At 53.9% G+C, this 14500-nt stretch carries 13 protein-coding genes; 1 reads left to right on the plus strand and 12 read right to left on the minus strand.

The genetic code is table 11. From position 1 onward, the window contains the following. From AC222A_RS10665 to AC222A_RS10685, 5 genes are all read right to left on the minus strand, one after another. Positions 1 to 648 (minus strand): PQQ-dependent sugar dehydrogenase (locus AC222A_RS10665; RefSeq protein ID WP_486774952.1); only part of this gene is annotated, 648 nt, incomplete at its 3' end. Positions 649 to 655: 7 nt separating this feature from the next. Next, positions 656 to 1438 carry a hypothetical protein gene (locus AC222A_RS10670; protein ID WP_486774953.1) on the minus strand — a complete coding sequence of 261 codons (783 nt, stop codon included), beginning with the start codon at positions 1436 to 1438 and terminating at the stop codon, positions 656 to 658. Between the two features lie 65 nt (positions 1439 to 1503). Then, entirely contained in the window at positions 1504 to 2805 is a 1302-nt protein-coding gene (locus AC222A_RS10675; RefSeq protein ID WP_486774954.1) for a sodium ion-translocating decarboxylase subunit beta, read from the minus strand. Position 2806: 1 nt separating this feature from the next. Beyond that, on the minus strand, positions 2807 to 4585 hold the full coding sequence (oadA, locus tag AC222A_RS10680) for a sodium-extruding oxaloacetate decarboxylase subunit alpha (RefSeq protein WP_486774955.1): 1779 nt from the start codon (positions 4583 to 4585) through the stop codon (positions 2807 to 2809). 15 nt (positions 4586 to 4600) lie between these two features. After that, the gene (locus AC222A_RS10685; protein ID WP_372747251.1) at positions 4601 to 4837 is read right to left on the minus strand and encodes an OadG family protein; all 237 of its coding nucleotides are present in this window, start codon (positions 4835 to 4837) and stop codon (positions 4601 to 4603) included. Between the two features lie 193 nt (positions 4838 to 5030). On the opposite strand from AC222A_RS10685, the gene AC222A_RS10690 reads away from it, so the two are divergent. Continuing rightward, positions 5031 to 5987: a tRNA-dihydrouridine synthase gene (locus AC222A_RS10690; RefSeq protein WP_372747252.1), complete on the plus strand. Its 957-nt coding sequence runs from the start codon at positions 5031 to 5033 to the stop codon at positions 5985 to 5987. Positions 5988 to 5999: 12 nt separating this feature from the next. Here the strand turns inward: AC222A_RS10690 and AC222A_RS10695 are convergent, their stop codons facing one another. From AC222A_RS10695 to AC222A_RS10725, 7 genes are all read right to left on the minus strand, one after another. Continuing rightward, the gene (locus tag AC222A_RS10695) at positions 6000 to 7151 is read right to left on the minus strand and encodes a bifunctional diguanylate cyclase/phosphodiesterase (protein ID WP_486774956.1); all 1152 of its coding nucleotides are present in this window, start codon (positions 7149 to 7151) and stop codon (positions 6000 to 6002) included. Continuing rightward, entirely contained in the window at positions 7152 to 8327 is a 1176-nt protein-coding gene (locus AC222A_RS10700) for a sensor histidine kinase (protein ID WP_372797038.1), read from the minus strand. Then, positions 8320 to 9291: a DUF3369 domain-containing protein gene (locus tag AC222A_RS10705; RefSeq protein WP_372747255.1), complete on the minus strand. Its 972-nt coding sequence runs from the start codon at positions 9289 to 9291 to the stop codon at positions 8320 to 8322. Before AC222A_RS10705 ends, AC222A_RS10700 begins: the two co-directional genes overlap by 8 nt. After that, a complete protein-coding gene (locus AC222A_RS10710; protein WP_372747256.1) occupies positions 9288 to 10877 on the minus strand; it encodes an ATP-binding protein in 1590 nt (529 codons plus the stop codon). Before AC222A_RS10710 ends, AC222A_RS10705 begins: the two co-directional genes overlap by 4 nt. 4 nt (positions 10878 to 10881) lie before the next feature. Beyond that, positions 10882 to 11397, minus strand: coding sequence for a TOL_0243 family YfiR-like periplasmic protein (locus AC222A_RS10715; RefSeq protein WP_372747257.1), 516 nt, complete (start codon positions 11395 to 11397; stop codon positions 10882 to 10884). A 44-nt stretch (positions 11398 to 11441) separates the two neighbouring features. Then, entirely contained in the window at positions 11442 to 13241 is a 1800-nt protein-coding gene (locus tag AC222A_RS10720; protein ID WP_372747258.1) for a TonB-dependent receptor plug domain-containing protein, read from the minus strand. 290 nt (positions 13242 to 13531) lie between these two features. Next, positions 13532 to 14479: a histone deacetylase family protein gene (locus AC222A_RS10725; protein ID WP_372763598.1), complete on the minus strand. Its 948-nt coding sequence runs from the start codon at positions 14477 to 14479 to the stop codon at positions 13532 to 13534. Positions 14480 to 14500: the final 21 nt, after the last annotated feature.

Raw genomic sequence — 14500 nt, forward strand, 5'->3', positions numbered from 1 at the left:
GCGCATCAAGGTACCCCGGCGTGTGTCAGCCTCAATGCAGACATTGCAGGATGAGCCCACATTGAAATACAGCCAGCCATCAGGCCCCTGCGCGATACTTTTGGCCCAATGGTTACCGCCGCCGGGCAGGCCACTGAGCACCCGCTGGAAAGGCCCAACCGTGACACCGTTGGCCTGATCAAAACGGATACGTCCAATCGCATCCTGCTCAGCGATATACAGCCAGTTGTCGATCAGCGCGATACCGTGGGGCATGTTCAGGCCATCGACCAGTGTGACACGGCCCTCCGCGCGACCGTCACCGTCGGCATCGGCCTGCAACAGTACAATATCACCCTTACGCGGCCGCGAAACCAGTACGTCGTTGCGCTCAGAGACTGCCAACCAGCGCGCATTGGGCAGGTCGGCTGCAAAGATGGTGACTTCCAGCCGAGAATCCACATCAAGGGTTGCGCGAAGTAACGACTCCTCCGGTGTATCGATGCCAGAACCGGTGATGGCATTCAATACCACACGAACATCACCAACCTGAGGCGCAACATAGCGCTGATACAGAAATGTTCCTGCAGCAATCAAAAGAACCACAAACGCCAACACATAAACCAGGGCGCCACCCCACTGGCGTTCAACATACATAGTATTTTTCATCTTCTTCTCAAACCGAGGTGTTAAGGGAAAGCAGTACGACAAGCATTTCACCGCCGCGCTGTACAGTCAGCGCAATATGGGAAGCCGCCGCCAATTGTTCATACAATACCGGCACCGCCTTGCCGGACGCCAGTGCTACACCATTGACAGCAATCAACTCATCGCCCGGGCGCAGGCCAAATAGCGCAAAAGCGCGCTTATCCGTGCCAGGGTAAACTTTGTAAGCAAGCCTTCCGGAGATTGTAGCCTGCACAACCTTTACCCGCCCCATGAGTGACAGGGGATTGATGTAAAGTCGTGAGTGGTAAGCGCGCGCCACCTGCGTGACCTCCCGATTACGCCGCAGATCCACCAAGGTGGTTCCAGGCACAACTGCCTCGCGCTTTTGACCGGAAGGCTGCACACAGCACAGCAGATGATAGGCGCCATCGCTATTGATCAACACCGCGTTGTCCAAAATCGCCGTTACCCGCGCCTGGCTCTGCGGCAGAACATCGCCTGCATCAAAGACCGCTAGCTGCCGGCCTTCGCGAATACGCGCGCGCGGCTGCTCGTCATACTCATCAATACCCAACAATTGCGGGGCAATGGCGTCCTGCCCAGCGGTGTCATCCATAAATGTGAAATCCGCATCGTCGGCGAAAAACGCGTCGTCAGTCTCCGTTAGCGGCGCGCCGCCCGGCGACAGGGTACTGCCACGCTGCTCCGTGCGTTCAAACGACGCCACCAGACTGCCGCTGAGAATGGCCAGCCAAATAACTGCCAGCGCCACATGCTGCCGACTACTCAATCTACTTTCACTCCAGCTACTGTCCTGCCACTGGCAGTGTAAATGTCTTACGCCGCCAGCGGTAGTTAGCCACCCACCAGGGTTATCATGACCCCTGCTGCCACCGCTGAGCCGATAACCCCAGCGACATTGGGGCCCATGGCATGCATCAGCAGGAAATTATGCGGGTTTGCCTCGAGCCCCATTTTATTGGACACCCTGGCAGCCATCGGTACCGCCGACACCCCGGCCGAACCGATCAGTGGGTTTATCGGCTCTTTACTGAGCGCATTCATTAATTTTGCCATTAGCACCCCTGCCGCAGTACCAATACAGAACGCGATCACGCCCAACAGCAGAATACCCAGCGTATTTAAATCCAGAAACTTATCAGCACTTAACTTGGAGCCTACTGATAGCCCGAGAAAAATCGTCGTGATATTGATCAGCGCATTCTGAGCGGTATCGGACAAACGATCCACCACGGAACATTCACGCATCAGGTTGCCAAAACAGAACATACCCAACAACGGCGCTGCATCCGGCAACAGCATGGCCACCAACAACAGCAGCAACAACGGGAAGAAAATTTTCTCCCGCTTACTCACCGTGCGCAGCTGTACCATCTCGATTTTGCGTTCTTCAAGGGTGGTCAAGGCCCTGATAATGGGCGGTTGAATCAGCGGCACCAGCGCCATATAAGAATAAGCCGCAACAGCGATTGCACCGAGCAGGTCCGGCGCCAGCATACTGGCAACATATATGGCAGTCGGGCCATCGGCTCCACCGATAATGCCAATGGCAGCTGCATCGGCCAGTGAAAAGTCCATCCAACCAAGAGCACTTAATCCAACCGCACCCAATACCGTCGCAAAAATACCAAACTGCGCTGCAGCCCCCAGAAACAGCGTCTTCGGATTGGCTAACAGGGGCCCGAAATCTGTCATCGCTCCCACCCCCATAAAGATAATCAACGGAGCTGCACTGCTGCCGATAGCCACCTCGTAGAAGTTGTAGAGCATGCCATTATGGTAGCCGGCATCCAGAGCGAGCTGGGTGGCTGCCTGCTTCACGGCATAGTCCGCACTAGCCCAGGCATTGAGCAAGGATTTGCCACCAATATCGTGCACCTGCAGCAGCTCAGCCAGTGCCGCCAGCATCTGCGGATCAGCAGCCCACACCGCATTTTCCAGCGCTGAGTAGGCCAGCCCCGCCGCCGGAATATTAGCGAGAACGCCACCAAAACCAATAGGCACCAATAGCAGGGGTTCAAAGCCACGATTGATAGCCAAATACAGTAGAAGCAGGCAGATCGCGATCATCACCGCCTGCCCCAGCGTCATGTTAGCCAGCCCGGAGTCGAGCCAGAGTCGCAACAGGTTATCCATATCAGCTCAGGTCCAGCAGCACATCGCCAACCGAAACACTGTCACCAACACTTACTTTGACAGCCGCAATAATACCTGAGCGCGGTGCGCGCACTTCTGTCTCCATCTTCATGGCTTCCAGAATTATTAACACATCGCCTTCTGTTACTCGGTCACCGGCTCCGACATTCACTTTGAATATATTGCCCGCCAACGGCGCATTGATAGGGGCGCCCCCGGCCGCCGGCGGTGGTTGGGTATTGCTTGCGGCGGAGACCGCACTGACTTCGCCACCTTCTTCCACCTCCACCACATAACGCTTGCCCGACACCGTTACCGTATACACCCCCGGCTCAGACGCCGGCTTCACCGCAGGTTTATCAGGCTCGTTTTTTTGGGCATCTGGTGCCGGCTCAAAGGCCTCGGGGTTACCGCGATTTTGCAGAAATTTCAGGCCAATCTGTGGGAATAGCGCGTAGGTCAGCACATCATCAATTTCACGCTCACCCTGTTCCAAACGAATCGATTTATCCTTTGCCAGTTCCCGCAGTTCTAACGTAAGTTTTTCCACTTCGGGTGCCAGCAAATCTGCTGGTCGACAAGTTACCGGCTCCGCCCCCCCAAGCACTTCCGCCTGCAGGGCCTTGTTCACGGGTGCAGGTGTAGCACCGTACTCTCCCTTAAGCACGCCGGCGGTTTCTTTTGAGATAGACTTATAACGCTCACCGGTTAGCACATTGATAACGGCCTGAGTGCCGACAATCTGTGAGGTGGGGGTCACCAAAGGGATATATCCCAGATCTTCGCGCACCGCAGGAATTTCCTGTAACACCTCATCCAATCGCTCGGCAGCACCCTGCTCACGCAACTGATTCTCCATGTTTGTCAGCATACCGCCCGGAACCTGAGCGACCAGTATCCGCGAATCGACACCGCGCAGTGAACCTTCGAATTTGGCGTACTTTTTGCGCACCGTACGAAAATACGCTGCAATTTCCTCCAGCAAATGCAAATCCAGGCCCGTATCACGATCTGTTTCCTGCAGCATGGCCACCACGGACTCCGTAGGCGAATGTCCGTAGGTCATGCTCATTGATGATATTGAGGTGTCGATATTATCAATGCCCGCTTCTATCGCTTTCAGGGCGGTTGCGGTCGACAGGCCGGTGGTTGCATGACAATGCAGATGCACCGGCACCTTCAATTCCTTCTTAAGGCGGTAAACCAGTTCGTAGGCCATAGAGGGTTTGAGCAAACCCGCCATATCCTTAATGGCGATGGAGTCCGCCCCCATCGATGCGATCGTTTTGGCCAGCGCTACCCAGCTCTCAATGGTGTGTACCGGGCTCAGGGTGTAGGCAATGGTACCTTGGGCGTGCTTGCCAACTTTGCGCACTGCGGTCAGTGCGGTCTCCAGATTACGCGGGTCATTCATGGCATCAAACACGCGGAATACATCGACACCATTGTCGGCAGCCCGGTCCACAAATCGCGACACCACATCGTCGGCATAGTGGCGATACCCAAGAATATTTTGCCCACGAAAAAGCATCTGCTGCGGCGTATTGGGCATCGCCTTTTTCAGCTCCCGGATGCGCTCCCAGGGGTCTTCGCCAAGATAGCGGATACAGGCATCAAAGGTGGCGCCACCCCATGATTCCAGAGACCAATAGCCAACCTGATCGAGTTTTTCTGCGATGGGCAGCATGTCATCCAGCCGAAAGCGGGTAGCCAGAAGTGATTGATGGGCGTCACGCAATACCACGTCGGTAATACCCAGGGGGCGTTTATTCACTGTCATGAGGAAAATCCCTGATCAATGAGAAGAACGTTGTACCTGACGATGCTTATGGATCGCCGCTGAAATAACTGCAAGTGTTTCCGGGGAAGGCTCTGGCGACGGCGTATTGGGCGGAGCCTGCTCAGGGCTGAAATGCTGCACCAGTCGCGACATGGTCGCTGTCACCAGAACCAGAACTGTCAGGAACACAAATACTGTGCCCATACCAAATACCATCAGTTCCAGCCCGCCGGCCAATAGACTTGTCGCCACAGCCCCACTCCCTGCTTCAGATAGCTACCCGAAGACCAATATTGGATTATCGCCTTTGACAACTCACTCTACCGAGAACAACTTGGAGCGGCAACTGACACTATTTACGCGGGTTTTGTTCAAGCCAGCCATCGGGCTATACTGCGCGCCCTGAAACCCTGCAAACTACCACTCCAGATATCCCCTACAAGCCATGAAAATCTATCTCGCTCCCATGGAAGGCGTCGTCAACGCCCGTATGCGCGCCCTGCTGACAGAGGTCGGCGGGATAGACCGATGCGTCACCGAGTTTGTGCGCGTTACCCGGCAATTGCTGCCACCGCGGGTGTTCTATCGCTACTGTCCGGAACTACACCACGGCAGCACAACACCTGCGGGAACACCAGTGTATCTGCAGCTATTGGGCAGTGAAGCCAACTGTATGGCCGACAATGCTGCGCGTGCAGCACAACTGGGGGCTGCCGGCATTGACCTGAATTTCGGCTGTCCGGCAAAAACAGTTAACAAACACCGAGGCGGCTCAATCCTTCTCGATGAGCCAATGCTGATCCATGACATTGTCGCCACCATTCGCAGCAGTCTGCCGCAGTCGATACCACTAACCGTTAAAATCAGGCTCGGCTATGAAGACAGTTCCCCGCTTCTGGATGTTGCTCATGCGGTTACTCAGGCGGGCGCCAGCGAACTGATCATCCATGCCCGCACCAAAGCCCAAGGCTACAAACCGCCCGCACACTGGGGCGCCATAGCCACCGTGCGGGAACACGTAGGCATTCCTATTGTTGCCAATGGCGAAATATGGTCAGAACAGGATTACCACCGCTGTCGAACGGTGAGCGGTTGTGACGATGTGATGATCGGCCGCGGACTGCTGGCCCAGCCCGGGCTAGCCAGCCTGTTGAAAGGGCATGTAACAAGCGCCATGCACTGGCGTGACACAGTAGAAAAACTGATACGATTTCAGCGTGAACTCCAGCTCGAATGCGTTCCTCGACACGCCTGCTCGCCGCTGAAACAATGGTTGGCCTACCTGAAATTGCACTACCAGGAAGCTGCTGACCTACTGCAGCGGGTGAAACGCATTACTGATGCCGAAACCATGCTCTACGCGCTAAGGGCAGAACAACGACAGGCATTGGCAGCCGCCTGACCGCGACACATCTTATAGCGGTGTATCGAACAACAGCTTTCCGCTGCGCTGGCACAGTAGCTTTAGCGCCGTCACGACACTCTCAACCTCCTCGGAAGAGCGCTGGGCCAGCGTGGGGAAAGGACTGATTGCCTCTACGGTATGGTCAAACAGCGCAACCAGACTGCCAGTCCCGCAGCCAAAATCTGTCAACAGGGTGCGGCATCCCAACGCAGTGACTTGCGTCAAAAATTGATCGAGTTGAGCTGTAGACACCGGGAAATCCAATTCAGACACGGCCAGCCAGAGCCGCTGGGGCGGAAAATCTGTTGCTTTTAACTGCCGTTCCAGATTTCTGATAAATTGACGCGCCTGCACCGATGCAGCACTCACGGGTAGAATCACATTGGCGCAAACATCACCACTAACATTAGCCACTGGATTCTCAAATAATTTATACATAACCCAACGATCAACAGATAGCAGCAAGTCCATGGCTCGAATATCGTCGCGAATTGTCTCCAGGGCAACGCGCTGTTTACCCACCATCAGAAAAGTTCGAACCATGTAGAACGGATTGTCACCGGCCATTTCCAGCGAATCGATATCAACCTGGAAACCATCATGCAGAAAAGCATGGTGAAAACGTTCTGGCCAGAGTGACGCGCTCTCCTCCTCGCCACCATCCACAGCGGAGAGCTGGCTTTCAACCTCATTGCCGCCAGCAGCCTTTGCACGATAAAGGGCATATTCTGCTCGGGCAAAAACAGTATCGCCGCGCTTATCGGAATCCTCTGACTGGGCAATTCCCGCCGATAATGTTAGCGGCACTGATACCTGATCACACTGCCACGTTTTTTTTGCCACCGCCGTCAGCAAAGACTGCGCAAACGTAATTATTTCACCGGCAGATCGATAGGGGCACAGTATTGCAAACGCATCTTCCCCCAGATAATACAGGGTGTCTCCCTCCAACAGCTGTGAGGTCAACACCTGCCAGACGTGATGCAAACACCGGGCGCCGCCCCGCTCACCGTATACCTGGTTGACCAAACGAAAGCGATCAATATCCAGCACGATGACACAGTGCGTTTTTGTTCCGAACGTTGTGGCACGTAGAATGCGGTCCAGTTGCGCAAAAAACGCAGTTCGCTGAACTTCCCCTGCGTTCATCGCTTTATTCATTTACGCAACCACAGGCAGTGTAAGCCTGACAGATGTACCAACACCGTGCTCACTGTCGACGGTGATGTCGCCACCGTGCCAGCGCACGATCTTGCGGCAGATATTCAGACCAATACCACTGCCTGCCGGCATACTCTTGCAATTTTCACGTTTGAACAGGGAGAACACCTGACTGCTCTCGGCCTCGTGCATGCCAGCGCCGTTGTCAGCGAAAGTGATGCGCCACACATCGTGATCGCGCACCGCACTCACATCAACCTGTAAAGGCCGGTTGCTTCGAAACTTAATGGCATTAGACAGAAGGTGGTGAAACAATTGCTTGAGCTGCCGCCGAGATCCGACAACCGTCGGCAGCGGTGTTGCCGTTATCTCCGCGCCAATCTCTTCCAGTTCACTGGAAAAGCTTTTACAAACCTGTTCAAAAACATCGCGCAAAGAAAGTGGTGTGCGCAACTCGTTGTATTTTCCGCTTTGCACGTACCGAGCGAGTTCATGAATGTTTTGATGCAGGTCAAGAGCCTTATCAACCAGCATTTTCGACTGTTCGCGCTGCGACGTCGACAGCTGCGCATCCAGTTCCTGCGCCAGATTCTGCGACAGAGCCACTATCTCAGCCGCTGCTCTGAGATAGCGCGATGAAGTAATTTCAGACAGGGTTTCCAGCTCGTCGACGACACCAACCAGTTGCTGTCTGCTGCGTGCCAGCGCCATCATGTCCCGATACGAGGCCAGTGCTGTATATACCACTGAGTACAAGCGATCTTGGGTAAGCTCCGTCTTCGCTCGATAGTCGTTGATGTCATATACTTTCAAAACCTGACGTTCAGGCGCCATGCCCGGTTGCCCTGTGCGCAGTATAATACGTACAAAGCTGTTTCCCAGTTCCTGCCTAACAAACCGCGCAAACTGAAGCCCGGCATCATCCGTTTCCATCACCACATCGAGCAGAATAAGCGCGATGTCCGTGTGCTCCACGATTTTCTCACGCGCCTGCGCGGCCGAATACGCACTGATAAATTCGAGCTTTCTATCCGCCACGGAGAAATCTGACAAGGCAAGGTAGGTTATACGGTGAACTTCGTCTTCATCGTCGACTACCAGAACTTTCCAGGGCTCCGCATCCGGCGACTGAGGAACAACGTCTGACTCAGGCGCTAGACGCAGTAAATCATTCATTGAGAAGTTCCTGATAGCGCTCTATTAAAAGCAATTTATGGTGTGCGATAGCAACATTGCGCGCGAATAACTCTACAATCGTGCGATCGGCAGTATCGATGGGGTGCTCGCCGGTAATATACAAGATATTCCGTGCCGCCCCATCGGCGTTATAACAGGCTACAAAATAATCGGCACCAAATACCTGTTCATATTCATTCTTCATCGCGTCTTCAATCCGCTGTCGAACCAGCGGATGTTTGTCGTCCAGATCGACTTCATCCTGAACACCCGCGAACTGTCCGGTCGATGCTACCACCTGAATGTGACCATTGGGCTTTTCAAGTGCCAGCCCCGAGCTACTTAAGACCAGAAAATCCTGCTCAAGATAAAGCAAGGCAGCCAACTGCTCTATGACACCTTGAGCAAAGCCGTCGAAGGTATCGCGGTCAAACAGATCTGCCGATGAGTCTATGACCTTGACAAGGCCCTTGCGATTGCGGTCCAGCGCAACCAGATCGCGATAACTGGTCAAGCTGGTGTAGACGCAGGTAAAAAGCTTTTGGCGGGTAAGTTCGGTCTTTTCCTTGTAGTCATTGATATCGTATTCAGTAATGACCTTGTATTCGGGCGCCTGTCCCGGTTGCCCAGTGCGCAATACGATTCGCACAAACTGATTGCCAAGCTCATTGCGGATCTTGTGGACACAATCCAGTCCGGCGGTTTCTGTCTCCATGACAACATCCAGGAGGATCAGCGCAATGTCATCGCGTTGCCGAAGCATGTCAATCGCCTCCGCGCCGCTGTACGCCGAATGGATCTCCAGCGGACGCCCGCAGCATTCGAAACCATGCATTGCCAAACGCGTAACTGTGTGGATTTCCTCATCATCATCTACGACCAGAAGATGCCAGGGTCGAGTTGGCACATCTCCGTCCCTACCCCGGTCATCACTGGCCAGTCGGAGTGCATCGCTACTACTCATACAGCAGCCTCCTTCACAGATACCGTTTTCGGCATGCGTATCATGGCGTGAACGCCCTTACCGGGCTCACTCTCCAATTTGATAATGCCGTTCAACTGCTGGGTGACAAGATTGTAAACGATATGCATACCCAGCCCGCTGCCGCCGGCGCCACGCCGCGTGGTAAAAAACGGGTCGAATACGCGTTGCAGATCCGTAGTATTGATACCGACACCATCATCACGATAGTGCAGAATAATTTCTTCACCCAGATCTTCCACCACTACAGACAATTCACCTGACGTGCTATCCGGATAGCCATGAACCAGTGAATTCATGACAAAGTTGGTGACGATTTGAGATAACGCCCCCGGATAGCTATATAAATTGAGCTCTTCGGGCACATTCAACGAGACCTCAAGGTGAGTCTTCTTGAGCTTCGGCCGCAAACTCAGAAAGACCTCGTCGAGATAGTCTCTCAGGTTGAAAGTTCGTACTTCACTGCTGGTCTGATCGACCGCTACTTGTTTAAAACTCTGAATCAGACTCGCAGCGCGGTTGAGGTTAGTTAGCAAAATGCTGGCTGATTGCGTCGCTGTGCCCATAAACTTGCGTAATCCACTGTCCGTGAGCTTGCCATTCTCATAGGCCGCAGACGTTTCCTCGGTTGCACCCTGCAGGGTCGAGGCTGCAGTCACGCCGACACCGATCGGGGTGTTTATTTCATGAGCGACACCAGCCACCAGACTACCCAGCGACGCCATTTTTTCCTGGTGAACCAATTGATCCTGTGTTTCCTTCAACCGCGTCAAGGTCGCGTTCAATGTCGCATTGGCCTGCTCGGTTTCAGCCACCCGCTGCTCGAGCTCTAGACGGGCTTTTTTCAGATCATCATCTCGAGTCTGAATCTGTTCAAGCATGGCATTGAAACTGTCAAAGAGCGTGCCGATCTCATCGCCAGCGAATTTCTCAGCTCGAATGCCAAAATCGCCGCCAGACGACACCTCCCGGGTAACTGCGACAAGACGATGTATGGGATCTTCAATCAAGCGACGAAAAAACGTGGAAAACACCACGGCGATAAAGCAACTAACTACAACCATGCCTAGAGATATTGTACTGGTGGTACGCATTGCCGCCGACAGGTCGGCCGTTGAACGGCTTAGAAAGACGTATCCCACGCGCTCGTCACCGGCTACGACCTCTTGGGTCTCGAGAATATATCCAGGCATTTGCTCAGGCACTTTATCCAGTACCGGAGGGCACGGATTGGAAGGATTTAAAGCACGATACTGTGCAAAAAGAGGAAAGTTCAATTCGGCGCGCTCGTAAATACAGGCTTGGTCCAACTGCGGCATCGCTTTAAGCGATTCCAGCAACTGCTCAGCAGCAAGTTCGTCGCGGAACGTCAAGGCCGCCGATACGTTATTGGCAAAAATACTGGCAGTGGCCGACAATTCATTCTTTGCGCGCGCCTTGAGATCAAACCAGCCATAAACAACATTCACTGACGTAATCAACACCACAACGACCATGCTAGTAACAATAATGGCCAATAGAATTTTTCGGCTTATGGGCAATACACTGAGACGATCTAACACTCGCACAGTGTCACCTCACAACTCGTTGCGCGAGCGATAACAACTTGCTACTGATGTGAATGCTTGAGGTGCTTGCCCGTCGCTCATTAACCGCGAAACGTATACGGCCGTCGACAATCATCAAGCCAATCATGCCGTTTTCGTCAATAAACCGATCACCCTCACCCACTACCACCAGGGGATACTGGCGAGCCTCGTCAAACCAATCTGGGTTGCGCTGCGCAGCCTCCTTACTGACGTACCACAAATGACACTGCGCCAATGCGCGACGGTCCGTCACATAGTAAAAGTCGATCGCCCTGTTTTGCGTACTCTTGCCTCTCACCACCTGCCGCACAACATTGGCATCTTGTAAATCTGCGGTAACACAAAGATTGAGGCTATCGCTGTCTGCGTCAAACGATACGGCCGGCCACTGTATGAATTTGGTGAAGTTGTACAAAAACGCCGCCTTCACGCCAATAACCATATCTTCCGAATGGGCAGGTTGACCGGCCAGCAGCAAGACGACCAGCACACCGAGCATGCGCCGTCTCTTGAACATTCTGTGTAGGCAACTATAGCATCTCATCAAAAATTCCATGTCGCCTGAAACTGGATACTGCGTGGTATTTCTACAATTCGATTATCCGCTGCGAACTCGGCATGCTGACCATCAAATAGATTGCGTCCAGTCAGACCAAGTGATAAATCCGGACTTGCCTGCCACTGCAGGCTTGCATCAATTGCATCGTAGCCGTCAATCGCCAAATCAGGGAGATGACTGACGTTACGGTACCGCACATCCAGGTTCCAAGTCGGTGAGATGGCCCAACTCACGCGTAGCAGCCCCTGATGACGGGGATCATTGCGGTTGGCATTGGCGATACTGGTGTCAGTGCTGCCACGTTCTGCCTCAAAATCGATATGGTTATAGCTATACGCCGCCTGTGCCAGCAATTGTTCGTGGGGTTGCCAGTTGTAGACGACTTCGACGCCGCTACTGTGCCCTTCACCTTCATTGGAAATTAACGCCGGGAACGAAGCGCTATCAACACCTCGTAATTTGTCGTATTCGTTATAAAACACAGCAATATCAATATTACTTCGCACAGAAAAGCTCTTTCTGTAACCAAATTCCCACGCGACGAGTTCTTCAGCGTCAAATTCGTCACTACCGCGAATGATGGCTATGCCAGCAGGCGCGGGCGCGGGCGCGTAAATGACAAAGTCTTCATCTAATCGCGTAGGAATACGCACAGCACGTGATACCGCCGCCCACCAGGTCGTGTCGGAATCGGGGGTCCAAGCCATGCGCAGCGAAGGCTGCACCTCCAAGCCTGAATAGTCATTTCGCTCTGCTTTAACGCCCGCTGTCAGCTTGAGTCGCTCCGCAATGAGATCGTAGGTATCCTGAATATAGATATCCAGCGTTTCATCGGTGGCCTCGGCAGGCACAAACCCCAGCGAATTCAGATTCGGTGAGTCGATGTCGTCGCGGGTAACTTGGTAGCCGCCGCCGACCACCAGTACATGCCGTTCGCCCGGATAAAAATAGCCTCTGGCCTCGGTTTCAAAGGTTTCACGCTGCTCGGTAAAGAGTCCGGGAATATCGTATTCGCTCTTTTCTATAAAGGCACTGATTTCATATCGCTCCCGCCCCTGCTCTGCCACCGCATACCGCGCCATCAGGAAATCGTTTGCTTGCTCTTCGTCACGCCCCCCCACCCGATCAACTCTATCGCGGTAGGTCTCCCCCCACAACGCCAGTGTCGATTCACCGACAATGTTAAAGTCAGCACGAAAGCCGGCCCGTGACGACCGATAGGAATCATCGGCCACCACACCTGTTCGCTCGCGATAATCGTCTACCTTATCAGTGCGAACATAACCGCGGACAGCACCGTTTTCCAAGGCGTAACCACCGCGCACTGAGGTCGTGCTATCACCGGTATTCGCCATCGTCGCGGTCAATGAATGGCCAATGGTGTCGTTTGCTGATTTGGTCACGATATTGATAACACCGTTCACCGCATTGGCACCCCACAGCGCGGCACCCGGACCACGAATAACTTCTATGCGCTCAATATCCGTCAGCGGTACGTTGTGCTTCTGCCAATACACGCCTGAAAACAACGGTGTGTAAAGACTGCGACCATCCATCAACACTTCCAGCTTGTCAGCCAGAGTTGAATTGAATCCACGAGCAGTCACCGCCCAGGTGTGAGCATTGATCTGCGCGACGGTCACGCCCGGTATCAACCGCAAAGCGTCAGGCAAACTGGTGACTCCGGAGCGAAGGATGTCGTCGCCGGTAAGCACATGAATTGCAGCCGCTGCTTTACGCCACGGCTCACTGGATTTACTCACAGAAAAGACATCGATTTCCATGAGCTTTTCAAGGGAAAGCTCGGCAAGCGCATCCAAAGATGCCCCACTTGCTATCCGGTGATGTCCTGCCGTCACAGGCAATGGCGACAAAACAGAAAAACCTATCACTGAGCAGATTAGACCTTTCCGGAACGACGACTTACCCAGATCGGGCACAAGAGTTTTACGGCAGCACCGCGAGCTATTTGACAGCAACGTTTTCGACCTAATGTCAGACGGTTTGACACAGTGTGTGTCGACCTATCAATTTTCGTAATCCGTGATTGTACTGAGTAAGTTTAGCCGCAAACTCAGGTGCTTGCGCAAACATCAGCCAACGCGACCAGATGCGACTCAACGCTCTCGCCAAGTACCGCTTGGTTATAGCCCCCCTCAAGCAATGAAAGCACCTGACACTTTGGCTCTCCTGTAAAACCCAATAGAAGCCGCGTCAACTCGCCAAAATCCTGGCTATCCCAGTGCAAACCACCCAAGGGATCATCCTTGTGCGCATCAAAGCCGGCCGAAAAGATAATCCACTGCGGCCGATGGGCCGCAAGGGCCGGCAGCCACACCCGCTCCATTTCACGCAGGGCTACCGCTCCACGAGTACCCGCCTCCAGCGGGGTATAGATCAGATTGCCAGCATCCAAATCAAGCCGCCGCCCGGGATAAAATGGGTGCTGATAGCTCGAACACACCAGCGTATCCGGGTCGTTACAAAAGATATCAAAGGTGCCATTGCCATGATGTACGTCAAAATCCAAGATAGCGATACGCTGCACGGCATAGCGTTCACGCAGGTAGGCAGCTGCTAGTGCTGCATTGTTAATAAAACAAAAGCCCATGGCGGAGTCATATTCGGCGTGATGCCCCGGTGGGCGAACTGCGCAGAACCCAGCGCCCACAGTGCCTGCAGACACCAGATCAACTGCGTGTAATACCGCTGCACCAGCATACTCCGCCGCCTTGAGTGTGTCGCAGCATAGGGCGGTGTCCGCGTCCAGCCACGTCAAGCCGTGCGATGGCACACTCTCTGTTAATGTGTGCACTAGCGAGGGGGAATGCACCTGCGACCACAGCGCTCGCACCGGTGCACGCAGCGACGCAGGAGGTTGCTCCCAGCGCAGGCTATCGCCCAGCTCGCTGCCCTTTAGATGATTCACAATGGCGCGCAACCGTGCCGGTGCCTCTGGATGCCGGGAACCCATGCTGTGATCGAGACACGCTTCATGAGAAACAATTGCAACACTGCCCATCACTACCCCCGCAACAAACTT

This window comes from Litorivivens sp., assembly GCF_057445395.1.

Excerpts from the sequence above, each read along its gene's own strand:
- AC222A_RS10675 (WP_486774954.1), bottom strand. The coding sequence starts at position 2,805 with ATGGATAACCTGTTGCGACTCTGGCTCGACTCCGGGCTGGCTAACATG.
- oadA (WP_486774955.1), bottom strand. The coding sequence starts at position 4,585 with ATGACAGTGAATAAACGCCCCCTGGGTATTACCGACGTGGTATTGCGT.
- AC222A_RS10690 (WP_372747252.1), top strand. The coding sequence starts at position 5,031 with ATGAAAATCTATCTCGCTCCCATGGAAGGCGTCGTCAACGCCCGTATG.
- AC222A_RS10695 (WP_486774956.1), bottom strand. The coding sequence starts at position 7,151 with ATGAATAAAGCGATGAACGCAGGGGAAGTTCAGCGAACTGCGTTTTTT.
- AC222A_RS10700 (WP_372797038.1), bottom strand. The coding sequence starts at position 8,327 with ATGAATGATTTACTGCGTCTAGCGCCTGAGTCAGACGTTGTTCCTCAG.
- AC222A_RS10705 (WP_372747255.1), bottom strand. The coding sequence starts at position 9,291 with ATGAGTAGTAGCGATGCACTCCGACTGGCCAGTGATGACCGGGGTAGG.
- AC222A_RS10715 (WP_372747257.1), bottom strand. The coding sequence starts at position 11,397 with ATGCTCGGTGTGCTGGTCGTCTTGCTGCTGGCCGGTCAACCTGCCCAT.
- AC222A_RS10720 (WP_372747258.1), bottom strand. The coding sequence starts at position 13,241 with ATGGAAATCGATGTCTTTTCTGTGAGTAAATCCAGTGAGCCGTGGCGT.
- AC222A_RS10725 (WP_372763598.1), bottom strand. The coding sequence starts at position 14,479 with ATGGGCAGTGTTGCAATTGTTTCTCATGAAGCGTGTCTCGATCACAGC.